Origin of the sequence: Streptomyces tateyamensis, from assembly GCF_003205575.1 — a bacterium.
In the GTDB taxonomy this organism is placed as follows: Bacteria; Actinomycetota; Actinomycetes; order Streptomycetales; family Streptomycetaceae; genus Kitasatospora; species Kitasatospora tateyamensis.
The window spans coordinates 1-25,361 of record NZ_PYBW01000081.1 but is presented as its reverse complement, the minus strand read 5'-3'; the positions used below and the strand labels follow the sequence as shown (position 1 = coordinate 25,361).

Annotated in this window: 21 protein-coding genes and 1 pseudogene; 19 read left to right on the top strand and 3 right to left on the bottom strand. The window is 74.5% G+C overall.

Features of this window, described 5'->3' with window-relative positions; genetic code table 11:
* Positions 1–164: 164 nt before the first annotated feature.
* Positions 165–968, bottom strand: a complete 804-nt coding sequence (locus tag C7C46_RS21305) for a TIGR03084 family metal-binding protein (RefSeq protein WP_110671485.1) — start codon at positions 966–968, stop codon at positions 165–167.
* Between the two features lie 153 nt (positions 969–1,121).
* Between C7C46_RS21305 and C7C46_RS21300 the strand changes: the two genes are divergently transcribed.
* From C7C46_RS21300 to C7C46_RS21210, 19 genes are all read left to right on the top strand, one after another.
* The gene (locus C7C46_RS21300) at positions 1,122–2,306 is read left to right on the top strand and encodes a methyltransferase (RefSeq protein WP_110671484.1); all 1,185 of its coding nucleotides are present in this window, start codon (positions 1,122–1,124) and stop codon (positions 2,304–2,306) included.
* A gap of 136 nt (positions 2,307–2,442) precedes the next feature.
* Positions 2,443–3,138 (top strand): VC0807 family protein, encoded by a 696-nt coding sequence (locus C7C46_RS21295; RefSeq protein ID WP_146259162.1) that lies wholly within the window; start codon positions 2,443–2,445, stop codon positions 3,136–3,138.
* Between the two features lie 139 nt (positions 3,139–3,277).
* The gene (gene argC, locus C7C46_RS21290) at positions 3,278–4,306 is read left to right on the top strand and encodes an N-acetyl-gamma-glutamyl-phosphate reductase (RefSeq protein ID WP_110671482.1); all 1,029 of its coding nucleotides are present in this window, start codon (positions 3,278–3,280) and stop codon (positions 4,304–4,306) included.
* Positions 4,307–4,341: 35 nt separating this feature from the next.
* Complete coding sequence (gene argJ / locus C7C46_RS21285; protein WP_110671481.1) at positions 4,342–5,487, top strand: bifunctional glutamate N-acetyltransferase/amino-acid acetyltransferase ArgJ; 1,146 nt, start codon at positions 4,342–4,344, stop codon at positions 5,485–5,487.
* A 14-nt stretch (positions 5,488–5,501) separates the two neighbouring features.
* On the top strand, positions 5,502–6,434 hold the full coding sequence (gene argB, locus C7C46_RS21280) for an acetylglutamate kinase (RefSeq protein ID WP_110671480.1): 933 nt from the start codon (positions 5,502–5,504) through the stop codon (positions 6,432–6,434).
* Positions 6,431–7,633 (top strand): acetylornithine transaminase, encoded by a 1,203-nt coding sequence (locus C7C46_RS21275; RefSeq protein WP_110671479.1) that lies wholly within the window; start codon positions 6,431–6,433, stop codon positions 7,631–7,633. The genes argB and C7C46_RS21275 overlap by 4 nt, the downstream gene beginning before the upstream one ends.
* Before the next feature lie 82 nt (positions 7,634–7,715).
* Positions 7,716–8,267, top strand: a complete 552-nt coding sequence (locus C7C46_RS21270; RefSeq protein WP_110671478.1) for an arginine repressor — start codon at positions 7,716–7,718, stop codon at positions 8,265–8,267.
* A 184-nt stretch (positions 8,268–8,451) separates the two neighbouring features.
* Entirely contained in the window at positions 8,452–8,655 is a 204-nt protein-coding gene (locus tag C7C46_RS21265; RefSeq protein WP_110671477.1) for a ferredoxin, read from the top strand.
* The gene (locus tag C7C46_RS21260) at positions 8,652–9,833 is read left to right on the top strand and encodes a cytochrome P450 (RefSeq protein WP_110671476.1); all 1,182 of its coding nucleotides are present in this window, start codon (positions 8,652–8,654) and stop codon (positions 9,831–9,833) included. Before C7C46_RS21265 ends, C7C46_RS21260 begins: the two co-directional genes overlap by 4 nt.
* A 122-nt stretch (positions 9,834–9,955) precedes the next feature.
* Positions 9,956–11,377, top strand: coding sequence for an argininosuccinate lyase (argH, locus tag C7C46_RS21255; protein WP_110671475.1), 1,422 nt, complete (start codon positions 9,956–9,958; stop codon positions 11,375–11,377).
* A gap of 254 nt (positions 11,378–11,631) precedes the next feature.
* Complete coding sequence (locus tag C7C46_RS21250; RefSeq protein WP_110671474.1) at positions 11,632–12,132, top strand: GNAT family N-acetyltransferase; 501 nt, start codon at positions 11,632–11,634, stop codon at positions 12,130–12,132.
* Positions 12,133–12,563: 431 nt separating this feature from the next.
* The gene (locus C7C46_RS21245; protein WP_110671473.1) at positions 12,564–13,586 is read left to right on the top strand and encodes a methionine ABC transporter ATP-binding protein; all 1,023 of its coding nucleotides are present in this window, start codon (positions 12,564–12,566) and stop codon (positions 13,584–13,586) included.
* Positions 13,583–14,239, top strand: a complete 657-nt coding sequence (locus C7C46_RS21240; protein ID WP_110671472.1) for a methionine ABC transporter permease — start codon at positions 13,583–13,585, stop codon at positions 14,237–14,239. Before C7C46_RS21245 ends, C7C46_RS21240 begins: the two co-directional genes overlap by 4 nt.
* A gap of 82 nt (positions 14,240–14,321) precedes the next feature.
* Positions 14,322–15,155, top strand: coding sequence for a MetQ/NlpA family ABC transporter substrate-binding protein (locus tag C7C46_RS21235; protein WP_110671471.1), 834 nt, complete (start codon positions 14,322–14,324; stop codon positions 15,153–15,155).
* Positions 15,156–15,335: 180 nt separating this feature from the next.
* The gene (locus tag C7C46_RS21230; RefSeq protein WP_110671470.1) at positions 15,336–15,959 is read left to right on the top strand and encodes a GNAT family N-acetyltransferase; all 624 of its coding nucleotides are present in this window, start codon (positions 15,336–15,338) and stop codon (positions 15,957–15,959) included.
* Positions 15,960–16,129: 170 nt separating this feature from the next.
* A complete protein-coding gene (gene cbiE / locus C7C46_RS21225; RefSeq protein WP_110671469.1) occupies positions 16,130–17,344 on the top strand; it encodes a precorrin-6y C5,15-methyltransferase (decarboxylating) subunit CbiE in 1,215 nt (404 codons plus the stop codon).
* A 406-nt stretch (positions 17,345–17,750) separates the two neighbouring features.
* Positions 17,751–21,134 carry a nicotinate-nucleotide--dimethylbenzimidazole phosphoribosyltransferase gene (gene cobT, locus C7C46_RS21220; protein ID WP_110671468.1) on the top strand — a complete coding sequence of 1,128 codons (3,384 nt, stop codon included), beginning with the start codon at positions 17,751–17,753 and terminating at the stop codon, positions 21,132–21,134.
* A 97-nt stretch (positions 21,135–21,231) separates the two neighbouring features.
* Positions 21,232–22,488, top strand: a complete 1,257-nt coding sequence (cobA, locus tag C7C46_RS21215; RefSeq protein WP_110671467.1) for a uroporphyrinogen-III C-methyltransferase — start codon at positions 21,232–21,234, stop codon at positions 22,486–22,488.
* 8 nt (positions 22,489–22,496) lie between these two features.
* Entirely contained in the window at positions 22,497–23,303 is an 807-nt protein-coding gene (locus tag C7C46_RS21210; protein ID WP_110671466.1) for a TrmH family RNA methyltransferase, read from the top strand.
* Positions 23,304–23,310: 7 nt separating this feature from the next.
* Here the strand turns inward: C7C46_RS21210 and C7C46_RS21205 are convergent, their stop codons facing one another.
* Together C7C46_RS21205 and C7C46_RS21200 are read right to left on the bottom strand one after the other, a co-directional pair.
* On the bottom strand, positions 23,311–24,282 hold the full coding sequence (locus C7C46_RS21205) for a hypothetical protein (protein ID WP_110671465.1): 972 nt from the start codon (positions 24,280–24,282) through the stop codon (positions 23,311–23,313).
* 106 nt (positions 24,283–24,388) lie between these two features.
* Positions 24,389–25,361: pseudogene (locus C7C46_RS21200) on the bottom strand (hypothetical protein); the annotation flags it as partial.

Genomic DNA, 25,361 nt, shown 5'->3' with positions numbered 1-25,361 from the left:
CCTGGCCGTTCGTACAATCGGTCCGAACTGCGGGAATCCTGCACAGGCCCCACCCCGGGTGCGCTACCCTGGCGGATCATTGGTGGATCTTGTGATGGACATGACATGCCGTCAGTCCGCCGTGCTGCGCCGACCTGCTGGACGTCCGTCCCGCCGGGGGTTCGTCAGTTCCGCAGCGGCGCGCGCCCCTCGCCCGGCGGGCCGGCGAAGGCCTGGGCCACCGGGAGCCAGGCGGTGGCGGTCGGGCCGGTGGCGGACAGGGCCAGGTCGTCCGGGTGCCGGCGCCGGGTGACCAGCAGGCAGAAGTCCAGCGCCGGCCCGCTGATCCGGTCCGCCGCCTCCCCGGGCCCCCAGCTCCACACCTGCCCGTCCGGCCCGGTCAGCTCGACCCGCACCGGGTCGGTGGGCACCGCCAGCCCGTGGGCGGCGAACGCGAACCCGAAGGTGCGCACGCCCAGGTGCGCGATGTGCCGCAGCCGCCCGGTGGGCACCCGGGCCACGCCCAGCGCGTCGGCCACGTCGGTGCCGTGCGCCCAGGTCTCCATGATCCGCGCGGTGGCCATCGAGGCGGCCTTCATCGGCGGCCCGAACCAGGGCAGCCGGGTGCCCTCCGGCACGGCCTCCAGGGCGGCCGACACCGCGGCCCGCCCGGCCCGCCAGCGGGCCAGCAGCTCGGCCCGCGGCAGCGCCGCGCCGGCGGCCGCGGCCCGGTCCACGATCTCCTCGAACTCGGCCACGCCGACCAGCAGTTCGTTGGCCGCAGGGTGGAACCCGTCCGGATCGCGGCAGGCCCGCAGCGACCACTCGTCGGTCCAGGCCAGGTGGGCGACCTGGTAGGCGATGTCCCAACCGGGGGAGGGGGTGGGCGTGGTCCAGCCGGCCTCGTCCAGGCCGGCCACCAGGGCGTCCAGCTCCGCGCCCTCGGCGCGCAGATCGGCCAGCACGGCCAGCGTCCGCTCCCGGCTCACCGGCTCACCGGCCCGGTCAGTGCAGTCTGCATCCCGCCACTGTGCCGCCCGCGCCCGCCCGGCGCCAGACCCCGGGCGCCGCCACCCCTTCACGGCCTACCGCTCTGCCCGGTGCCGGTGCACCCGGCCGGCAGCGGCTAGCCTGGGCGGACGATGAACAGTTTCACCACCCCCTGGGGCGCGTACCGGCTCACCCGCTTCCCGGAGGACCCGCGCGAGCAACTGCGCGCCTGGGACGCCGCCGACGAGTACCTGCTGCGCCAACTGGCCGGCCAGACCGAGGTGCCGGCCGTGCCGACGGCCGGGCCGGTGGCGCTGACCGGCACGGTGGTGGTGCTCGGCGACCGCTGGGGCGCGCTCAGCACGGCGCTGGCCGGGCAGGCCCCGGTGGTGCAGATCAGCGACTCCTACCTCGGGCAGCGGGCGACCGCCGCCAACCTGGAGCGCAACGGGCTGCCCGCGGGCTCGGTGCGCCTGCTCACCACCAGCGAGGAGCCGCCCGCGCGGATCGACGTGCTGCTGGTCCGGGTGCCGAAGAGCCTGGCGCTGCTGGAGGACCAGCTGCACCGGCTGGCGCCCGCCCTGCACCAGGACAGCGTGGTGCTCGGTACCGGCATGGTGGCCGAGATCCACACCTCCACCCTCGACCTGTTCGAGCGCCTGGTCGGCCCCACCCGCACCTCGCTGGCCGCCCGCAAGGCGCGCCTGATCTTCAGCACCCCGGCGCCCGGCCTGGACCGCCCGGCCAACCCGTGGCCGCTGCGGTACGCGCTGCCGGACGGCATCGGACCGCTCTCCGGACGGACCGTCACCAACCTGGCCGGCGTCTTCTGCGCGGACCGCCTGGACATCGGCACCCGCTTCCTGCTGCAGCACCTGCCCACCCCGTCCGGCCCGGCCACCGTGGTCGACCTGGGCTGCGGCAACGGCGTGCTGGGCACCGCCGCCGCACTGGCCGACCCGCGGGCCGAGCTGCTCTTCGTGGACGAGTCCCACCAGGCCGTCGCCTCGGCCGAGGCCACCTTCCGCGCCAACGCGCCCGCAGGCGCCCGGGCCCGGTTCCTGGCCGGCGACGCACTGTCGGCGGTGCCCGCCGACTCGGTGGACCTGGTGCTCAACAACCCGCCGTTCCACTCGCACCAGGCCACCACCGACGCGACCGCCTGGCGGATGTTCACCGGCGCCCGCCGCGCCCTGCGCCCGGGCGGCGAGCTCTGGGTGGTCGGCAACCGCCACCTGGGCTACCACCTGAAACTGCGCCGGCTGTTCGGGAACTGCGAGACCGTCAGCTCGAACCCCAAGTTCGTCATCCTGCGCGCCACCAAGCCGGCCCGCTGACGCGGCCCCTGGTTTGGCCGTCGTCCAGCACGGAATCACCCTGGGGTCCTCGATCGGCCGCGCGGATGCCGCGGCCGCCCCGGAGGTGGACGACCGTGCCCGCACCACCTTGGCCCTTCTCGGACCGGAGTCCGTCGTGACCGCGCGCGATGTGCCGCCGGCGGCGACCTCCGAGGGGCCACCGCGGCCGAGCCGCCGACGTCTGCTGCTCGGTGTCCTCCTGGACCTCGTGGTTCCGATCGCGCTGTACTACGGCCTGCGCGCCGCCGGCGTCAGCGTCTTCGTCGCTCTCCTGGCCGGCGCCGTCCTGCCGGTGTCCACCACAGCCGTGCACTGGCTGCGCACCCGCAGTCTGGCGGGCACCGCGGGATTCGTCGCCGGGATCATGCTGCTCGGGGTCGCGGCCGCGCTGGTCAGCGGCAGCCCCCGGTTCATGCTGGCCAAGGACGGCTGGCTGAGCGGCGCGGCCGGCCTCTGGTTCCTGATCTCGATCAGGGCCGAGCGTCCCCTGCTCTTCCACGGCGGGCGCCCCCTGCTGGAGGGGCGGTTCCGGTCCGACGGCACCTCCTGGGACGTGCTGTGGGAACGCGAGCCGGCCTTCCGGCGGATCTGGCGGGTCTCGACCGCGATCTGGGGCGTGGCGATGCTGCTGGACGCCGTGGTGCGGATCGCGATGGCCTACACCCTGCCGGTGGACCTGGTGCCCGGCCTCGGCGCGCTGCTCTGGCCGGTCACCCTGGTGCTGCTGCAACTCGTCAACGGCGTCTACTACGAGGTGGCCGGCCTCTGGCGGCTGACCGCGGGTAAATCCGGACGGTCGCCGGACCACTGAGCCCCCCTGCGTTGCGCCACCCGCAGGTGGAGCGCCGGGTCACCGGCCGCCGGGGGCCGCTCCTTCCGCTCCTTGCATGAATGTTCCGCGTTGCGTATATTCATGCCACATCACATGGGGCCGAAGGAAGGAAGCGGTCATGGCCTTGCGAGTCGCTGTTGCCGGTGCCAGCGGGTATGCCGGCGGCGAGGTGCTGCGGCTGCTGCTGGGGCATCCGCAGGTGGAGATCGGCGCGCTGACCGGCGGGTCGAACGCCGGGACCAGGCTCGGTGAGCTGCAGCCGCACCTGCTGCCGCTGGCCGACCGGGTACTGCAGCCCACCACCCCCGAGGTGCTGGCCGGACACGACGTGGTCTTCCTCGGCCTGCCGCACGGCCAGAGCGCCGCGGTGGCGCAGGCGCTGGGCGAGGACGTGCTGGTGGTGGACTGCGGCGCCGACTTCCGGCTCAAGGACCCGGCCGACTGGGAGAAGTTCTACGGCTCCCCGCACGCCGGCACCTGGCCCTACGGCCTGCCCGAACTGCCCGGCCACCGCGCCGCGCTGATGGGCAGCAAGCGGATCGCGGTGCCGGGCTGCTACCCGACCGCCGTCTCGCTGGCCCTCTACCCGGCGTACGCGGCCGGCCTGGCCGAGCCGGAGGCGGTGATCGTGGCCGCCAGCGGCACCTCCGGGGCCGGCAAGGCGGCCAAGGCCCACTTGCTCGGCAGTGAGGTGATGGGTTCGGTCAGCGCCTACGGGGTCGGCGGCGTGCACCGCCACACCCCGGAGATGTCGCAGAACCTGAGCGCGGTGGCCGGTGAGCCGGTGAGCATCTCGTTCACCCCCACCCTGGTCCCGATGTCCCGCGGCATCCTGGCCACCTGCTCCGTCAAGGCCAGACCCGGGGTGAGCGCGGCCGAGGTCCGCGCCGCCTACCACAAGGCCTACGACGACGAGCCGTTCGTCCACCTGCTGCCCGAACTCCAGTGGCCGCAGACCAAGTCGGTGGCCGGCGCGAACACCGCGCTGGTGCAGGTGGTGCTGGACGAGCAGGCGGGCCGGATCGTGGTGGTCAGCGCGATCGACAACCTGGTCAAGGGCACCGCCGGCGGCGCGGTGCAGAGCATGAACATCGCCCTCGGTCTGCCCGAGGAGCTGGGCCTTCCCGTGAACGGAGTCGCGCCGTGAGCGCACAGAGCAACACAGCACACAGCAGTGCCGGAGTGACCGCCGCCAAGGGCTTCAGGGCGGCCGGCGTCACAGCCGGGATCAAGGCCTCGGGCACCCCGGACCTGGCCCTGGTGGTCAACGACGGACCGTCCTTCGCGGCGGCCGGCGTCTTCACCGGCAATCGGGTCAAGGCCGCGCCGGTGCTCTGGTCCCAGCAGGTGCTGAAGGACGGCCAGCTGGCCGCCGTGATCCTCAACTCCGGTGGAGCCAACGCCTGTACCGGGCCCGAAGGGTTCCAGGACACGCACGCCACGGCCGAGCGGGTCGGCGCCGAGCTCAACATCGGCGCCGGCGAGGTGGCGGTCTGCTCGACCGGGCTGATCGGCCAGCGGCTGCCGATGGACCTGCTGCTGCCGGGCGTCGGCCTGGCGGTCGCGCAGCTGAGCGAGACCGGCGGCGAGGCCGCCGCGATCGCCATCAAGACCACCGACACCGTGCACAAGACCGCCCAGGCCGGCGGCGCCGGCTGGGTGGTGGGCGGTATGGCCAAGGGCGCGGGCATGCTGGCGCCGGGCCTGGCCACCATGTTGGTGGTGCTGACCACCGACGCCGCGGTGGAGAGCGCGCAGTTGGACCGGGCGCTGCGCGCCGCCACCCGCACCACCTTCGACCGGGTGGACTCCGACGGCTGCATGTCGACCAACGACACGGTGCTGCTGCTGGCCTCCGGCGCGGCCGGGGTCACCCCGGACGAGGCCGAGTTCGCGGCCGCCGTCGAGCAGGTCTGCGCCGACCTGGCGCTCCAGCTGGTGGCCGACGCCGAGGGGGCGAGCAAGGAGATCCGGATCGAGGTGGTCGACGCGGCCACCGAGGACGAGGCGGTCACGGTCGCCCGCACCATCGCCCGCAACAACCTGCTCAAGTGCGCCATCCACGGCGAGGACCCGAACTGGGGCCGGGTGCTGGCCGCCATCGGCACCACCGACGCCGCCTTCGACCCGGACCGGCTGGACGTGGCGATCAACGGCGTCTGGGTCTGCCGCTCGGGGGCCACCGGTGAGGACCGCACCCTGGTGTCGATGAAGGACCGTCAGGTGGTCATCACCGCCCGGCTGAACGCGGGCACCGCCGCCGCCACGTTGTGGACCAACGACCTGACCGCCGACTACGTGCACGAGAACAGCGCCTACTCCACCTGACGGGGGACCGCAGCATGAAGATCGCACCCAAGGGCGAACGGGCCCGCAACCACACCGCGCTGCCCAAGGCGATGACCCTGATCGAGGCGCTGCCCTGGCTGGAGCGCTTCCACGGCAAGACCGTGGTGATCAAGTTCGGCGGCAACGCCATGGTCGACGAGGCGCTCAAGGCCGCCTTCGCCCAGGACGTGGTCTTCCTGCGCTACGCCGGCCTGCACCCGGTGGTGGTGCACGGCGGCGGCCCGCAGATCAGCGCGCAGCTGGAGAAGCTGGGGCTGGAGTCCTCGTTCACCAACGGCCTGCGGGTCACCACCCCGGAGACCATGGACGTGGTCCGGATGGTGCTGGCCGGCCAGGTGCAGCGCGAGCTGGTGGGCCTGCTCAACGGGCACGGCCCGTTCGCCGTCGGCATGACCGGTGAGGACGCGCACACCATGACCGCCGTCAAGCGGTACGCGGTGGTGGACGGCGAGCAGGTGGACATCGGCCTGGTCGGCGACATCGTCAACATCGAGGCGGGCGCGGTCAAGGCGCTGATCGGCGACGGGCGGATCCCGGTGATCTCCAGCATCGCCCGCGGCGAGGACGGCCACGTCTACAACATCAACGCCGACACCGCGGCCGCCGCCCTGGCCGCCGCGCTGGGCGCCGAGATGCTGGTGGTGCTCACCGACGTGGAGGGCCTCTACCAGGACTGGCCGGCCTCCGACGACGTGATCAGCCAGCTCAGCGCCACCGAGCTGGAGGCCATACTGCCCACCCTGGCCAGCGGGATGCTGCCGAAGATGGAGGGCTGCCTGCGCGCGGTGCGCTCCGGCGTGGGTACCGCGCGCGTGCTGGACGGGCGGGTGCCGCACAGCCTGCTGTTGGAGATCTTCACCGACGAGGGGATCGGCACCATGGTCGTCCCGGACGACGAGCCGACCGTACTGGGGGGACTGGCGTGAGCAGCAACGAGGAACTGACGCAGCGGTACCGGCAGGCCTTCACCAACAACTACGGCACGCCCCGGCTGCCGCTGGTCGAGGGCAGCGGCGCGGTGCTGACGGACGCCGACGGCAACCGGTACCTGGACCTGGTCGGCGGCATCGCGGTCAACGCGCTGGGCACCGCCCACCCGGCGATCACCGCCGCGGTGACCGCGCAGATCGGCCGGCTCGGCCACATCTCCAACCTGTTCACCGCCGAGCCCACCATCGAGCTGGCCGAGCGGCTGCTCGCGCTGGACCCGCGCCCGGGCCGGGTGTTCTTCTGCAACTCCGGCACCGAGGCCAACGAGGCCGCCTTCAAGATCAGCCGGCTGACCGGGCGGACCAGGCTGGTCGCCCTGGACGGCGCCTTCCACGGCCGGACCATGGGCGCCCTCGCGCTGACCGGCCAGCCCGGCAAGCAGGCCCCGTTCCTGCCGCTGCCCGGCGAGGTGACCCACGTCGCCTTCGGTGACGTCGAGGCGCTGCGGGCCGCGGTGACCACCGAGACCGCGGCCGTGGTGCTGGAGCCGATCCAGGGCGAGAACGGCGCGCTCCCGCTGCCGGCCGGCTACCTCGCGGCGGCCCGCGAGATCACCCGGGCCACCGGCACCCTGCTGATCCTGGACGAGGTGCAGACCGGCATCGGCCGCACCGGGCACTGGCTCGCCCACCAGGCCGAGCCGGGCGTCGAGCCGGACGTGGTCACGCTGGCCAAGGGCCTGGGCGGCGGCCTGCCGATCGGTGCGGTGGTCTGCTACGGCGCGGCCGCCGAGCTGCTCCAGCCCGGCCAGCACGGCACCACCTTCGGCGGCAACCCGGTGGTCGCGGCGGCCGCGCTGGCGGTGCTGGACACCATCGAGTCCGAGGGCCTGCTGACCCAGGTCACCAAGGTGGGGGACCGGCTGCGCAGCGGCGTCGAGGCGATCGGCCACCCGCTGGTCTCCCACGTGCGCGGCGCCGGGCTGCTGCTCGGCATCGTGCTCACCCGGCCGGTCGCGGCCCAGGTGCAGGCGGCCGCCCAGCGGGCCGGCTTCCTGGTGAACGCCGCGGTCCCGGACGCCGTCCGGCTGGTCCCCCCGCTGGTCCTGACGGAGCAGCAGGCGGACGAGTTCCTGGCCGCCCTGCCCGCGGTCCTGGCCGAGGTCGAGCGCGAACTCGCGGCCGACCAGGGCTGAGCACCGAGCACGATCCCGGCGGGTCGCCCTGCGGGGCGACCCGGCCGCGCATACCGACCGATCGTCCGGAAGAATCATCATCATGACCGTTCCCCCAGCCGACCAGCCCGCCGGCGGTGCGACCCCGCAGGTCCCGCAGACCCGCACCGCCCGGCACCGGCGGATCGTGGACCTGCTGACCCGTCAGCCCGTGCGCTCACAGAGCCAGTTGGCCAAGCTGCTGGCCGACGACGGGCTGGTGGTCACCCAGGCCACGCTCTCCCGCGACCTGGACGAGCTGGGGGCGGTCAAGATCCGCAACCGGGACGGCGCGCTGATCTACGCCGTCCCCGCCGAGGGCGGTGACCGCACTCCGCGGGCGCCGATGGGGGAGTCGGCCAGCGAGGGGCGGATGGCCCGGCTGGCCGGCGAACTGATGGTGTCGGCCACCGCCTCGGGCAACCTGGTGGTGCTGCGCACCCCACCGGGCGCGGCCCAGTTCCTCGCCTCGGCGATCGACACCGCCGAGGTCTACGAGATCATCGGAACCATCGCCGGCGACGACACGGTGCTGCTGATCAGCCGCGACCCGGCCGGCGGCCAGGCCCTGGCGGACCACCTGATGCAGCTGGCCCAGGCCCGCACCGAGCGCTGAGCGCCCGGCGCCCGGTGCGCGCAGCCGGAGTGGGCCCGACCGGCCGGATCCGGCCATTCTGAGGTGAACCCTTCAACGCTCGGCGCGCTCCGTACCCGCCGGGGTTAGGTTCTGTGACGGAACGTTGGTTGCCCCGGGCAACAGGCTCGGGGCGCCCCTCCCGCCTGCGCTCAGGAGGAACCCCGTGCACGTGACCGTCGACCAGGACCGCTGCTGCAGCTCGGGCCAGTGCGTGCTGACCGCCCCCACCGTGTTCGACCAGAGCGACGAGGACGGTCTGGTGGTCCTGCTCCAGGACCGCCCCGCCCCCGAGCTGGCCGCCAAGCTGCGCACCGCCGCCGCGCTCTGCCCCGGCGGTGCGATCACCCTGGCGGAGGTGGCCCGGTGACCACCGCCGAACAGCTCGGCCTGCCCGCCCCGCGCCCCGCCGGCTGCCCGTTCGACCCGCCCCCCAACCACCGGCGCGCGAGCGCCCGGTTCAGCCTCTGGGACGGCAACCCCTGCTGGCTGCTGACGGACTACCAGCAGATCCGCACCGTGCTGATGGACCGTCGGTTCAGCGCCGACGCCCACCACCCGACCTTCCCGTTCACCAACCCGGTGGCGCGCGAGGTGATCGCCACCCGCAAGCAGAGCTTCCTGCGGATGGACGACCCCGAGCACAGCCGACTGCGCCGGATGATGACCACCGACTTCCTGATCAAGAAGGTGGACGCGCTGCGCCCGCGGATCCAGCGGATCGTGGACCAGACGCTGGACGAGATGATCGCCACCGGCTCGCCCGCCGACCTGGTGGCCCGGTTCGCGCTGCCGGTCCCCTCGCTGGTGATCTGCGAACTGCTCGGGGTGCCCTACGCGGACCACGAGTTCTTCCAGGAGCAGGGCCGGCTGCTGCTGGACACCAGCCAGCCGCTGGGGGTCCCGCAGCAGGCCATGGACGCGCTCACCGGATACCTGGCCGAGGTGGCCGCCGCCAAGCAGGGCGACCCGGACGGCGTCATCGCCAAGCTGGCCGCCCGCGGGGATCTGACGCCCGAGGAGGTCGCGGCCAACGGCGTGCTGCTCCTGCTGGCCGGCCACGAGACCACCGCCAACATGACCTCGCTGTCCACCGTCGCCCTGCTGCGCCACCCGGCCCAGGCCGAGCGGCTGCGCCAGGACCCGGGCCTGATCCTCGGCGCGGTCGAGGAACTGCTTCGCTACCTGACCATCGTGCACACCGGCGTGCCCCGGGTGGCGCTGGAGCGGGTGGACCTGGGCGGCGGCGTGGTGGTCGAGGAGGGCGACGGGGTGCTCTGCGCGATCTCCACCGCCAACCGCGACCCGGAGCTGTTCGGCGACGCCGAGCAGTTGGACGTGGAGCGGGACGCCCGCCGCCACCTGGCCTTCGGCTTCGGTGTGCACCAGTGCCTGGGCCAGCCGCTGGCCCGGGCGGAGCTGCAGATCGCGCTGGGCACCCTGCTGCGCCGACTGCCCACGCTGCGCCTGGCGGTCCCCTTCGAGGAGCTCCGGTTCCGCACCGAGGCGCTGATCTACGGCCTGCACGAGCTGCCGGTCGCCTGGTAGCACCCGTCTCGGCGGGGGCGGCGGCCCGCTCGGGTGGCTGCCGCCCCCGGCTTTGATGCTTCATACGGTGTCATGCATACTTATGCCACCAGTGACCGTGTCGTACCCGAGGAGCCCCCGCGATGACTCTCGATCAGCCCGCCGACGTGCGCCTGTGGGGCGCCCGGTTCGCCGACGGCCCCTCCGAGGCACTGGCCAAGCTCTCCGCCTCGGTCCACTTCGACTGGCGGCTCGCCCCGTACGACATCGCCGGCTCCAAGGCGCACGCCCGGGTGCTGGCCAAGGCCGGGCTGCTGAGCGAGCAGGAGCTGGCCGGCATGCTGGCCGGCCTGGACCAGCTGCTGGCCGACGTGCAGGCCGGCACCTTCACCGGCACGGTGGCCGACGAGGACGTGCACACCGCGCTGGAGCGCGGCCTGCTGGAGCGCCTCGGCGCCGATCTCGGCGGCAAGCTGCGGGCCGGCCGGTCCCGCAACGACCAGATCGCCACCCTGTTCCGGATGTACCTGCGCGACCACGCGAAGACCATCGGCGCCCTGCTGCTCGACCTGCAGGAGGCCCTGGTCGGCCTGGCCGAGGCGCACCCGGACACCGCGATGCCCGGCCGCACCCACCTGCAGCACGCCCAGCCGGTCCTCTTCTCCCACCACGTGCTGGCCCACGTGCAGGCGCTGGGCCGGGACGCCGAGCGGCTGCGGCAGTGGGACACCCGTACCGCGGTCAGCCCCTACGGCTCCGGCGCGCTGGCCGGCTCCTCGCTGGGCCTGGACCCGCAGGCGGTCGCCGCCGACCTGGGCTTCGAGGGCGGCTCGGTGGGCAACTCGATCGACGGCACCGCCTCGCGCGACTTCGTCGCCGAGTTCGCCTTCGTCACCGCGATGATCGGCATCAACCTCTCCCGGATCGCGGAGGAGGTGATCATCTGGAACACCAAGGAGTTCGGCTTCATCACGCTGCACGACGCCTTCTCCACCGGGTCCTCGATCATGCCGCAGAAGAAGAACCCGGACATCGCCGAGCTGGCCCGGGGCAAGTCCGGCCGCCTGATCGGCAACCTGACCGGCCTGCTGGCCACCCTCAAGGCGCTGCCGCTGGCCTACAACCGGGACCTGCAGGAGGACAAGGAGCCGGTCTTCGACTCCTGCGACACGCTGGAGGTGCTGCTGCCCGCCTTCACCGGGATGATGGCCACCCTGACGGTGCACCGGGAGCGGCTGGAGGAGCTGGCCCCGGCCGGCTTCTCGCTGGCCACCGACATCGCCGAGTGGCTGGTCAAGCGCGGCGTGCCGTTCCGGGTCGCGCACGAGGTGGCCGGCGCCTGCGTCAAGGTCTGCGAGGGCCTGGGCATCGAGCTGTGGGACCTGACCGACCAGCAGTTCGCCGAGATCTCCCCGCACCTGACGCCCGAGGTGCGCGAGGTGCTCAGCGTGCACGGCGCGATCGGCGCCCGGGACGGCCGCGGCGGCACCGCGCCCAGTGCGGTCGCCCGGCAGCTGGCGGAGGTCAAGGCCGATCTCGCGGTGCAGCGGGAGTGGGTGGCCTGACTCCCCCGGATGGCGGGGCATCCGAGTGACTTCGGCCACGTGCGGCTGCGGGAAGGTTGAGAACAGCTGAAGGCTGGGTAGAGCGCTGGCGAACGTATCCGCACGATGGTTGCTGATACGGTCGAGCGCTACTCCCGGGCCGGGTCACCTCCTGGCCGGGACGACCTCCGGCAGGCCACCCGGCGCGGCAGACCAACTGGGTAACAGGCCCTCCACTGCGCGCGCCGGGCATCGACGATGGGAGGCCCCTGCACATGGGCATGAGCGTGATCATTTCGGATGCGACCGAGCAGGACACCGAGCAGATCCTCAAACTGCAGTACCTCGGCTACCAGAGCGAGGCCGAGCTCTACGGCGACTGGTCGATCGAACCGCTCACCCAGACCCTGGAGAGCCTGCGCGAGGAGTTGGCCGACCGTCAGGTGCTGGTGGCCCGGCTGGGCGACGAGGTGGTCGGCACCGTGCGCGGCTGGGTCGACGCCGACGGCACCGGCCGGATAAGCCGCCTGGTGGTCCACCCGCGGATGCAGGGGCACGGCCTGGGCGGCCGGCTGCTGCGCGCGGTCGAGGACCGCCTGGCCGCCGAGCACGGGGTCACCGTCTTCCAGTTGTTCACCGGCCACCGCAGCCTCGGCAACCTGCGGCTGTACGCCCGCCAGGGCTACCGCCAGGTCGAGGTGACCCCGGGCGGCGGTCGGCTGAGCTTCGTCACGCTGGAGAAGTCGCTCCCGCTGCCGCTGGCCACCGCGGTCTGAACCACTTGCGCCGAGGGCCCCGTCCGAACGGACGGGGCCCTCGGCGTTTTCCTTGGCAGGACTGGCTCGTGTCCGCAATGCGGACGTCAAGTCCTGAAAACTGGGATGCGCGCGGATCATCTGTTTTACTGGTTCTCATGACTGCGACGACGAGAGCCACCGCCACCGGCACCATGCCGGCAGGTGTGTCCGGCATGTGTTGTCGAATGTGTCGCCGCTGACCGGGAGCACCGTCCCCGTCGCCCCCCGCGCACCGCGCCCGTACTGAGCCGCCCGGCTCGGTCGACCGGCGCCCGTGCTGCCCACCGGCCATGATCGAACCGGCCGTCATCCTGTCCCGAATCGCCGTCAGGCACCGCTTCCGGCGTGCCCGAGCCGGCCGATTTGTGCTGGTTGCCCCGCAATATCCCCTCATGCAACGGAAAGCAGCTGTGATCACCACCAAGGACCTCACCAAGGTCTACACCTCGCGCGGCGGCCGGACCACCGCCCTGCGCGGCGTCGACCTGCACGTCCGCGAGGGCGAGGTGTACGGCGTCGTCGGCACCAGCGGCGCCGGCAAGAGCACCCTGATCCGCTGCGTCAACATGCTGGAGCGGCCCAGCTCCGGCACCGTCACGGTGGACGGGGTCGAGCTCACCGCACTGCCCGGCACCGAGCAGCGGGCCGGGCGCGAGCTGCGGGCGGCCCGGCAGCGGATCGGCATGGTCTTCCAGCACTTCAACCTGCTCGCCTCGCGCACCGTGCAGCAGAACGTCGAGCTGCCGCTGGAGATCCGCGGCCTGGACCGCACCGCGCGCCGCCGCCGGGCCGGCGAACTGCTGGAGCTGGTGGGCCTGGCGGACAAGGCGCAGAGCTACCCGAAGCAGCTCTCCGGCGGCCAGAAGCAGCGGGTCGGCATCGCCCGGGCGCTGGCCGGCGACCCCAGGGTGCTGCTCTCCGACGAGGCCACCTCGGCCCTCGACCCGCAGACCACCCGCTCGATCCTCCAGCTGCTGCGCCGGCTCAACCAGGAGCTGGGCCTGACCGTGCTGCTGATCACCCATGAGATGGACGTCATCAAGTCGGTCTGCGACTCGGCCGCGCTGATGCGCGAGGGCCGGATCGTGGAGGCCGGCCCGCTCACCGAGCTGATCGCCACCGACGGCTCGGCGCTGGCCCGCGAGCTCTTCCCGCTCAGCGAGTTCGGTGCCGGCCACGGCGGCAGCACGGTGGTGGAGGTCACCTTCCAGGGCGACAGCTCGGGCCGGCCGTTCATCTCCCAGCTGGCCCGCACCTACCAGATCGACCTCAACATCCTGGGCGCCGCGGTGGAGACGATCGGCGGCCGCCAGGTCGGCCGGATGCGGGTCGAACTGCCCGGCAGCCACCAGGACAACGTGGTCCCGATCGGCTACCTGCGCGAGCAGGGCCTGCAGGTGGACGTCCTGACCGAGAACGGAACGCTCGCATGACCTGGGACGAGATGCAGCCGCTGCTGCAGGACGCCACCGTCGAGACGTTGCAGATGGTCGGCATCGCCACCCTGGTCACGCTGCTGGTCGGGCTGCCGCTCGGGGTGCTGCTGGTGCTCACCGACAAGGGCGGGCTGCTGCAGAACCGACCCGTCAACAAGGTGGTGGGCGCGATCGTGAACGTGGGGCGCTCGCTGCCGTTCGTGATCCTGCTGGTCGCGCTGATCCCGTTCACCCGCTGGGTGGTCGGCACCTCGATCGGCTGGCAGGCCGCCACCGTGCCGCTGGCGATCGGGGCGATCCCGTTCTACGCGCGCCTGGTGGAGACCGCGGTGCGCGGGGTGGACGGCGGCCTGGTCGAGGCGGTGCACGCGATGGGCGGCTCCACCTGGGCCGTGGTCCGCAAGGTGCTGCTGCCCGAGTCGCTGCCCGCCCTGCTCTCGGCACTGACCACCACGGTGATCGCGCTGATCGGCTACTCCGCGACGGCCGGCACGGTCGGCGGCGGCGGCCTGGGAAACCTCGCCATCACCTACGGCTACATGCGCTTCGAGACCGGCTTCATGGTCGTGATCGTGATCGAGCTGGTGCTGCTGGTCACCCTGCTCCAGCTGGTCGGCGACTTCCTGAGCAAGCGGCTCGACCACTCCTGACGGCCCGCCACGGGCCCCACAGACCTCCGCCGCCCGCACCCGGGCGCGCGGCCCCTCACCACAACGGAGAAAGGCACTTTTCGTGCGTACCGTCCTGAAGTCCACCGTCGCAGTCCTCGCCGCAGCCGGCCTGACCGCCCTGGCGGCCTGCTCCTCGAGCTCCTCGAGCTCCTCCTCCACCAGCAGCGCCGACAAGCCGCTGGTCGTGGTCGCCAGCCCCACCCCGCACGCCCAGATCCTGAACTACATCAAGGACAACCTGGCGGCCAAGGCGGGCCTGAAGCTGACGGTCAAGGAGGTCACGGACTACACCCTGCAGAACCCCGCCGTGCAGGACGGCTCCGCCGACGCCAACTACTTCCAGCACCTGCCCTACCTGACCGACTTCAACAAGACCCACGGCACCAGCGTCGTCCCGGTGGAGAACGTCCACCTGGAGCCGCTGGGCGTCTACTCGAAGAAGGTCAAGCAGGTCGCCGACCTGGCCTCCGGCGCCTCGGTCGCGGTGCCCAACGACGCCACCAACGAGGGCCGCGCGCTCAAGCTGCTGGCCGACAACCAGGTGATCACCCTCAAGGACGGGGTCGGCACCGGCGCCACCGTGCGCGACGTCACCGGCAACCCGAAGAACCTCAAGTTCAAGGAGCTGGACGCCGCCCAGCTGCCGCGCGCGCTCTCCGACGTGGACGCCGCGGTGATCAACGGCAACAACGCGCTGGGCGCCGGCCTCAAGCCCGCCAGCGACGCGATCCTGCTGGAGAAGGCGGACGGCAACCCGTACGCCAACGTGCTCGCGGTCAAGAAGGGCAAGGAGAACGACCCCCGGGTGCAGAAGCTGGCCCAGCTGCTGCACTCCGACGAGGTGAAGAAGTACATCAACGACACCTTCCAGGGTTCGGTCATCCCGGCCTTCTGACCGGTTGTCCGGGCGGCCGTCCGACGGCCGCCGACCCGGACCTCGCAGGCCCCCGGCCCCGCCGCACTCCGCGGCGGGGCCGGGCGCCGTTTGGGCGAACTGACGCTGCGTCGGCCCTGCGACAGCGGCTCCGGCGCACGAGGCGTAACGTTGGGCCACGACCCGGCGAGGAGAGACGGTATGCCAGCGAGCTTCCCCGAGACCGCGATCAGCACCGAACGGCTGCTGCTGCGCCCTCTGGAGGAGGGCGACGCGCCCGAGCTGGTCGCGATGATGGCCGACGAACTGGTCCTCAGCTGGACCGACGTGCCGCAGCCCTACACCGTGGCGCACGCCCGCGCGTGGGTGCGCCAGCAGGCCCCGGCCGGCCGGCTGGCGGGCCGCGGCATCAGCTTCGCCATCACCGAGCACCTGACCCAGCGCCTGGTCGGCACCGTCGAACTGCGGCACACCGACTGGCGGCTGCGCAGCACCGAGGCCGCCTACGTCACCGCCCCCTGGGCCCGCGGCGAGGGCTACGCCGTCGAGGCGCTGCTCGGGGTGGCCCAGTGGCTCTTCGAGGACCGCGGCTTCCACCGGCTGGAACTGCGCACCGCGGCCGGCAACACCGCTGCCCAGCAGGTGGCGCAGAAGATCGGCTGCATCAGCGAGGGCGTGCTGCGCAGTGCCTGGATAGTGCGCACCGGCGAGGTCGGCTCGGCGGGGGAGGAGAGCCGCAGCGACCTCATCGTGTGGAGCCTGCTGCCCGAGGACCTCGAACCGGCCCCCGTGCCGTACCGCTCCGGGTACGCACTGCACGACTGAGCCCGGCGTGGGCGGGGAGACACCTGACGGCGCAACACGAACGGCGGGTCAAGATCGCCGGGAGCGGCGGCCGGGCGGGCCCACCCGGTACCCTCGGGCTGGCTGGAACATTGACGGCGGGGGACGGCGGGCGGGGGCCCCGGCTGCACGACACAGGGAGAGCAGCGGCGATGGCTGACCGGATCACGGTCATCGGGTGGGACGGGACGCCGCTGACGGAGGCGGCCGCCGCCGCGCTCGGCGCGGCGACCTTGGTGGCGGGGGCGCCGTACCAGTTGAGCGCGCTCCCCGTCCCGGCCGGCGCCGAGCGGATCGCGCTCGGCAGCGTGGAGTCGGCGGCCCGGCGGATCGTCGAGCACCGCGGCGCGGTGGTGGTGGTCGCCGAGGGCGACCCGGGCTTCTTCGGCGTGGTGCGCACGCTGCGCCGCCCCGAGTACGGGCTGGAGTTGGAGGTGCTGCCGGCGGTCTCCTCGGTGGCCGCCGCCTTCGCCCGGGCCGGCATGCCCTGGGAGGACGCCCAGGTGGTCAGCACCCACGGCGGCCGGCTGCGCCGGGCGGCCAACGTCTGCCGGGCCCACTCCAAGGTCGCCGTGCTCACCAGTCCCGACGCCGGGCCCAGCGAACTGGCCCTGGTGCTGCGCGGGGTGCACCGCACCTTCGTGGTCTGCGAGGGGCTCGGCACCGAGGAGGAGGACGTCACCGTGCTCACCTCGGACCGGGTCCCCGACCACGACTGGCGCGACCCCAACGTGGTGCTGGTGCTCGGCGGCTCCACCCCGAACCCGCCGGCGGACGCCACCGCCGGCTGGCTGGCCGGCCGCCCGGTCGGCTACCCGCCGGCCGAGCGCAGCTGGGCGCTGGAGCCCGAGGCCTACGACGACGAGGGGCAGACCACGCTCAGCGCGCAGACCCGCGCGGTGGTGCTGGCCCACCTCGGCCCGGGCCCGGGCGACCTGGTGTGGACGGTGGGCGCGGGCACCGGCGCGCTCGCGGTGGAGGCGGCCCGGTTCGGCGCGGCGGTGGTGGCGGTCGAGGAGTCGGCGGCCACCTGCGCCCGGATCGCGGTCAACGCCCGCCGGTACGGGGTCGAGCTGGAGACCGCCGCCGGGCGGGCCCCCGAGGTGCTCGGCGAACTGCCCGAACCGGACGCGGTGGTGGTGGAGCGCGGCGGCGCGGAGGTGGTGGCCGCGGTGCTGACCAGGCGCCCGAGCCGGCTGGTCGCCTGGACGGTGTCCGCCGTGGAGGCCGAGGAGATCCGGGCCGCGATGGCCGCCGCGGGCTACAAGGCGGGGGGCAGCTTCCTGCAGTCCGCGCCGCTGGACCTGGCCGACGGGGTGGTCGCCGGGGGCGCGCAGAGCGGATACCTGCTGTGGGCCGAGAGCTGACCGGTCGGTCAAAGTCGACTTTGCCGACAGGTAGTCTGACGGTCTGACTGGCACCCCGGTCAGGGGGTGGCTGCCGTGCCGACGTGGCGCAACCCACATGCCGTTCGGTACGTCGGCATTCGACTGACACGCGCCCGACCGGGAGAATGTCCCGGTGTCCGGGCCGGTCGTGCCGGATGCCCAGGGCTGTCGTTGTCTCAGGTGACGGTGCCCGATCCCCCCTTGCCCGTACGGGTGACCCGCTCGCGCGGGAGACGGGTGGGGCCGGGTCGGCCACCGCGACCGGGCGGCCCGCAGGGTGGACGTGGGGTGGGCCGGCACGCGGCTCCGTCCCGGGAGCGGGCGGTGCGCCCTGGTCGGCGACCGGGGCGCCAAGGACGCGCAAGCGGCCTGGAAGGAGTATGAGATGACCGACGGCGGTCAGATCCCCAGCGAGGGTCAGCCGGAGCACCTGCTCCCCGAAGCCGGGAGCAACCCGGCGCAGGGAGGTGGCGGGTGGGGCACGGTCCCCGTCGGCCAGGGCGGCCCGGTGGCGGCTTCCGGCCCGGTCTACCACTTCATCGACCAGCCGGACGACGAGGACGACCTGCTGCTGATGCCCGGTCCGCAGGGCTCGTGGAGCGACGGCGCCACGCCGGCCGCGCCGCTGGACGAGGCGCTGCTGCCCGGGGGCGGGTTCGCGCCGCTGGGCTACCCGGCCGCCGGCGAGGGCGCGCCCGTCGCGCCGCCGGCCCAGGTGCCGGGGGCGCCCGTGCCCGTGGCGGCCGAGGCCGTGGTCGCGCCGACCGGTGTGCTCGGTGCGCCCGTGGGTGCGGTGCCGCCCGGTGCTGCCGTGCCCTCCGCGCCGGCGGTCGCGCCCGCGCAGTCGGTCCCGCTCGCGCCGCCCGTGCCGCTCGGCGCGCCCGCGCAGCCCGTACCGTCCGCGCCGTCCGCCGAGCCGGTGGCCGCCGCGCTCGCGGTGGCCGTCGCGGAGCAGCCGCCCGGCACGCCGGTCGAGCCGTCCTGGCCGCCGTTGGAGCCGCCGGCGGTCGCCGCGGTCACCGAGCTGCCGCTCGCGCAGGCGCAGCAGGCTGCCGCGCAGCAGGTCCGCCGTCCGCTGCACGCCGGTCCGCCGATCCCGGACCCCTCGCTGATGACCGGTCAGGTGCCGGTCCGTTCGCTGGCCGACCGCGGCCCGTCCGCGCCCGGCGGCACGCCGCCGCACGGTGTGCCCGTGGTCGCGGTGCCGGCCCAGATGGCGCCGGTGGAGCTGGTCGCCGCCGCGCCGCCGGTCGCACCGGTCGCACCGGCCCCCGTGGAGCAGCCGGTCGCGGTGCAGGTGCCGGCCCAGGCCGTCGCCGCCGAGGCCGTTGTCGACGCGCCGTCAACTCCGGTCGAGCAGGCTGCCCAGCCGGTGGCCCAGGCCGTCCCGGCGGCGGTCGAGCAGCCCGCCGACCAGGCCACCGCGGTCACCGCGCCGGCCCAGCCCGTGCCGCCCGCCGCACCGGCCCCCGCCGCACCGACCCCCGCCGCCCCTGCCCCGCAGGCCGGCCACCCGCGCCGGATCGCCGCCTTCCTGGCCGACCCGGCCCCGCTGGGCCTGGCCGTGGCGGAGGCGGTCGCCGAGCCGGTCACCGCCCCCACTGCCACCACTGCCGCCGTCACCGCTCCCGAGCCCGCCGCGGCGCCGGCCCCCGAGCAGCCCGCGGCCGCGACCGTGGCCGAGCCCGTCGCCCCCGCCGTCGAGGAGCCCGCCGCCCAGGTCCAGGTCCAGGTCCAGGCCGAGGCCGAGCACGCGCCCGCCGTCGAGCAGCCGCCCGCGGCCGAGGCAGTCGCCTCAGCCGTCGCCGAGGCAGCCGTCGCCGAGGCAGCCGTCGCCGAGGCAGTCGCCGTCGAGCCGGCCGCCGTCCAGCAGGCCGTCGAGCAGGCGCCCGCGCCCGTCGTGGAGACGCCCGCCGAGCCGGTCGCCGCCGCCCCGGCGCCGCCGGCCGAGGTCCCGGCAGCGCCCGAGCCGCCCGCCGAGGCGGCCGAGCCCGCCGAGCCCGAGGCCCCCCGCCCGCCCGCCGCCCCCGGCTACGAGGAGGCGATGCGCGAGGCCGTGCACCAGGTGATGCGCGAGCGCCGCGACATCCGCAACGGCTTCCGCCCCGACCCCGTCCCGCACGAGGTGCTGCTGCGCGTCCTGGAAGCCGCCCACACCGCCCCCAGCGTCGGCTACTCGCAGCCCTGGGACTTCGTGGTGATCCGCTCCGCCGAGACCCGCCGCAAGATGCACGAACTGGCGGCCCGTCAGCGCGACGCCTACGCCGACTCGCTGCCCAAGGGCCGGGCCAAGCAGTTCAAGGAAATCAAGATCGAGGCCATCCTCGACACCCCGGTGAACATCGTGGTCACCGCCGACCGCACCCGCGGCGGCCGGCACACCCTGGGCCGGCACACCCAGCCGCAGATGGCCCCGTACTCGGCCGCCCTCGCGGTGGAGAACCTCTGGCTGGCGGCCCGCGCCGAGGGCCTGGGCGTCGGCTGGGTGAGCTTCTTCGACGAGGAGGAGATGGTCCGCGAGCTCGGCCTGCCCGAGCACCTGGACGTGGTCGCCTACCTGTGCGTCGGCTACGTGGACGCCTTCCCGGACGAGCCCGAGCTGCAGCAGCAGGGCTGGGCCAAGAAGCGCCCGCTCGCCTGGGTGGTGCACGAGGAGCAGTACGGCAACCGCGCGCTGCCCGGCGAGGAGCCGCACAGCCTGCTCTCCGACACCCTGCGCACCATCCGCCCGCTGGACGCCAAGGCGCTCGGCGAGGCCTGGGACCGCCAGAAGCGGATGACCAAGCCGGCCGGCTCGCTCGGCATGCTGGAGATCATCTCCGCCCAGCTGTCCGGCCTGTCCCGCAAGTGCCCGCCGCCGGTCCCCGAGCCCGCCTGCGTGGCGATCTTCGCCGGCGACCACGGGGTGCACGCCCAGGGCGTCACCCCCTGGCCGCAGGAGGTCACCGCGCAGATGGTGGCCAACTTCCTGGCCGGCGGCGCGGTGGTCAACTCCTTCGCCGCCCAGGTCGGCGCCGAGGTCTGCGTGGTGGACGTGGGCGTGAAGGCCGAGCTGCCGGAGGCGATCCAGCAGGGCCGCACCACCGGCCTGCTGCCGCGCAAGGTCAAGCCGGGCACCGACGACATGACCCAGGGCCCGGCGATGAGCCGGGAGGAGGCGCTCAAGGCGCTGGAGGTCGGCATCGAGACCGCCCGCGACCTGGTCGCGGCCGGCAACAAGATCCTGATCACCGGCGACATGGGCATCGCCAACACCACCGCCTCGGCGGCGCTGATCTCGGTGATCACCGGCGCCGACCCGGCCGAGGTGACCGGGCGCGGCACCGGCATCGACGACGAGACGCACGCCCGCAAGGTCGAGGTGGTCCGCCGCGCGCTGGAGCTGCACCGCCCGGACCCGGCCGACCCGATCGGCGTACTGGCGGCCGTCGGCGGCCTGGAGCACGCGGCGATCGCCGGCTTCCTGCTCGGCGCCGCCTCGCTGCGCACCCCGGTGATCCTGGACGGTGTGATCGCCGGCTCGGCGGCCCTGGTCGCCAAGGCGATCGCCCCCGAGGTGCTGGCCGCCTGCATCGCCGGCCACCGCTCCGCCGAGCCCGGCCACCAGGCCGCGCTGGCCAAGCTGGGCCTGCGCCCGCTGATCGACCTGGACCTGCGGCTGGGCGAGGGCACCGGCGCGCTGCTGGCCCTGCCGCTGGTGCAGAGTGCGGCCCGGGCGATGCACGATGTAGCCACCTTCGACTCCGCCGGGGTCACCGAGAAGGGCTGAGCCCCGCCGCTCCACCCCCCGTACCGGCCCGAGGGCGCGCCGGTACGGGGCACGTCGCTACCCGAAAACCCTCACCGCCCCCCAGGAGCACCTCCCGATGAACGCGCCCAACCCGCACCCCTCCACCGAGGGCCGGACCCCCTACCCCGTCGGCCTGCTGCTGGCCGGCCGCCGCGTGGTGGTGGTCGGCGGCGGCCAGGTGGCCCAGCGCCGGCTGCCCGCGCTGATCGCCGCCGGGGCCATGGTCGAGCTGGTCTCGCCCAGTACCACCCCCGCCGTGCAGGGGATGGCCGACGCGGGCGAGCTGACCTGGCACCGGCGCGGCTACGCCGACGGCGACCTCGAGGACGCCTGGTACGTGCTGGTGGCCACCGACGAGCCCGCGGTGAACGAGGCGGTCAGTGCCGAGGCCGAGCGGCGCCGGATCTTCTGCTCGCGCAGCGACGACGCGGCCGCGGCCACCGCTTGGACCCCGGCCAGCGGCCAGGACGGCGCGGGCACCACGGTCGCCGTGCTGACCGGCGACCCGCGGCACTCGGCCGCACTGCGCACCGCCGTCGTGGAGGCCCTGCGGGACGGCACGCTGAGCGCGCGTCAGTACCGCAAGCGGGCCGCCGGGGTGGCACTGGTCGGCGGCGGCCCGGGCGACCCGGACCTGATCACGGTGCGCGGACGCCGCCTGCTGGCCGACGCCGACGTGGTGGTGGCCGACCGGCTGGCCCCGCGCGAGCTGCTCGCCGAGCTGCCGCCGCACGTGGAGGTCGTCGACGCCTCGAAGATCCCGTACGGGCGTTTCATGGCCCAGGAGGCGATCAACCAGGCCCTGATCGAGCACGCCAAGGCGGGCAAGTTCGTGGTCCGGCTCAAGGGCGGCGACCCCTACGTGTACGGGCGCGGCGGCGAGGAACTGCTGGCCTGCGCCGAGGCGGGCATCCCGGTCACCGTGGTGCCGGGCATCTCCAGCTCGATCAGCGTGCCGGCCGCGGCCGGGATCCCGGTCACCCACCGCGGGATGACCCACGAGTTCACCGTGGTCTCCGGCCACGTCGGCCCGGACGACCCGCGCTCGCTGGTCAACTGGGAGGCGCTGGCCGGGATGACCGGCACGCTGGTGCTGCTGATGGCCGTGGACAAGATCGGCGCGATAGCCGCCCGCCTGGTGGCCGCCGGCCGCGGCGCCGACACCCCGGTCGCGGTGGTCCAGGAGGGCACCACGGCCGGCCAGCGGCGGATCGACGCCACCCTCGGCACGGTGGCCGGGGTGGTCGCCGCCGAGCAGGTCCGCCCGCCGGCCGTGATCGTGGTCGGCGAGGTGGTCCACGTGCTCGACCCCGCCACCCGTCCCGCCCAGTAGGGGTTCTCGTGTCCCAGCCCAGCACCGTGACCGACCCCCGCGACCTGCGGCTCGCCGACTACACCGACCTGACCGACGTCGAGCTGCGGCGCCGCCGCGAACCCGCCGAGGGGCTGTTCATCGCCGAGGGGGAGAAGGTGATCCGGCGGGCCCTGTCGGCCGGCTACCGGATGCGGTCGATGCTGCTCACCGCCAAGTGGCTGGATGTGATGGCGGATCTGATCGCCGCCACCGAGGCCCCGGTGCACCTGGTCGAGCCGGCCTTGGCCGAGCAGGTCACCGGGTACCACGTGCACCGCGGCGCGCTCGCCTCGATGGAGCGCAAGCCGCTGCCGGCCGCCGCCGAGGTGCTGGCCGGTGCGCGCCGGGTGGCGGTGCTGGAGGGGCTGGTGGACCACACCAACCTGGGCGCGATCTTCCGCAGCGCGGCCGCGCTCGGCATGGAGGCGGTGCTGCTCTCGCCGGACTGCGCCGACCCGCTGTACCGACGGGCCGTCAAGACCTCGATGGGCGCGGTCTTCTCGGTGCCGTACGCGCGCCTGGACCCGTGGCCGTCCTCGCTCGAGGTGCTGCGCGCGGCCGGCTTCGAGCTGCTCGCCCTGACCCCCGCCGAGGGGTCGGTCACGCTGGCCGAGGCGGCCGCGCACCAGCTGCCCAGGGCGGCCCTGATGCTCGGCGCCGAGGGCGACGGCCTCACCCCGCAGGCGCTGGCCGCCGCCACCCGGCGGGTCCGGATCCCGATGTCGCTGGGCATCGACTCGCTCAACGTGGGCGCGGCGGCCGCCATCGCCTTCTACACCGTCCACCCGGGCTGACCCGCCGTCACCACGGGCGCTCCCGGTCGCGCGCCCAGCTGGTCCAGGCGGCAACCCAGAGCTCGCGCAGCCGGGTGAGCCGCTCCGCGGGCAGGTACTGCTGGGCGGCCCAGTAGCGCTCCCAGAGCGCCTGGGCCGCTTCGCTGTCCACCGGCTGGCGCAGCCCGACGTGGCGCAGCAACTCCTCCAGCGCGGCGGTGCGCGGCCCGTCCGGCTCGGTGAACCACGGCACCTGGCGGCGCAGTTCGGCCAACTGCCCGACCAGCGAGGCGATCAGCCGCTCGGCCCGCTCCACCCCGCAGCCCAGCGCCCGGTCCAGCTCGGTGACCGCCCGCCGCCCCAGCGCCCGGTAGGCCGGCCCGGCGTCCGGCGCGCCGGGCAGGAAGGTCTCCAGGAAGGCCCGCACCGCCGCGATCCCGTGGGCGGGCGCCAGTTCCGGCTCGGGCCGGGCCCAGGGCTCGGCGGTGGCCAGCCGCACCAGCCGGCTCTGCCCGCCCAGGTAGGGCCGCAGGTCGCGGACCGGCCCGGTCTCCACGTCCAGTGGTTCCACGCCCCGGCCGAGCACCGTGACGGCCTGCCCGTCCGACCGCAGCGCCAGCGCCCAGACCCGGCCGACCCGGCACACCTCGCCGACCGCCGCCGGGCCGGCCGGCAGCGGCTGGTACTCCGGCTGCGACCACGAGCCCCGCTCCAGCAGGCGCTCGCGGCGCAGCTCGCCCAGCAGGTCGGCGCGCTCCACCGCGCTGCCCGGCGCCCGGGTGGTCACCGCCAGGAAGGCCGCGCCCGGCTCCTGCAGCTCGCCGTAGACCAGCTGGACCGCCACCGTCTCGCCGTCCCTGGTCTCCCACCTGGCCAGCCGGGCCGGCATCAGCACCGGTCTGTGCAGCCCGTGCACCGGGTAGGGCGGGCGAGCGGCGAACTCGCCCAGCGCGTAAAGCTGTTCGGCCGCACCAGCGGACTCCGAAGGTATCCGGTCCATGCGCAGAGTCTCTCATTGCTCACGCAGCGTCAGAAGGGTGCGGCACCAACTGTCGTACGTCGTGGCATGTTCGCGCCGCAGGCCCTGGGGCGGCGCAGGCGGCGGATCAGCCGCCGATGCCGCCCGAGATGCCGGCCCCCGGCCAGGACTCGTCCAGCGTGCCGTCCGCCCGCACCGCGTACCGGGTGGTGGTGGTCGCCCCGGTCTGGGTGACCCGCTCCTCGCGGGTCAGCGCGCCCTCGTCCAGCCGCCAGGTGGCGGTGGACTGCGGGTCGGCCGCCGAGCTGCGGGCGGTCAGCAGGGTGGGGGAGTCCGGGGTGAAGGCGAACAGCTCCACCAGGTCCACCGGCACCGACCCGTCGGTGCGGCGCAGCACCACCAGCTCGGCCTGGGCTCCCCGGTACCGGGCCGGCAGCACCGCGGTGAGCGCGACCTGCGGACTGCCGGCCGAGCGCCCGTCGTGCAGCTGGACGGCCGGCCCGCCGGACGGGTCCGGGTAGCTGCGGTTCGGCCAGTCCACCGGCGGCACCGGCCCCGGCGCGGGCCCGAACCCGGCGGGCAGCGGCGCACCGCCCGCCCCGCCGCTGGTCCGCGCGGCCGGCGCCGCCGGAGCCGAGGGCTGCACCCCGTCCGCCGACAGCCCGATCGCCGGACCGGCCGCGCCGACCTGCTCGCCCGCACTCGCCGCGGCAGGGGGCGCGGCCGGCGGCCGCCCCTGCGCGTGCCGGTTCTGGCAGCCCTGGGCCGCCGCGATCACCAGCGCCACCCCGAGGGTGACGGTCACGAAGACCACCAGCCGCTGGCGCCGCAGCCGCCGCCTGGCGTCCAGCTTCCGGACGCCGGGGCGACCCGGCAGCGGGGTCTGCTGCCGCTCCCGACCCGCCGGGCGGGCCCCCGGGACGGTGGGCCCGGGTTCCGGCTGCGAACCCTGGCGCGGGCCGGCCGCCGGCCGGGGCTGCGCCTGCACGGGGCCGCCGGCTGCCGGGCCCGGCTGCGAACGGGCGAACCTCGGCTGGCCGAGCGCCCGCGCCGCGTCCGACTCCCGGGCCACCCGCTCGGCCCGGGACACCTCGCGGGCC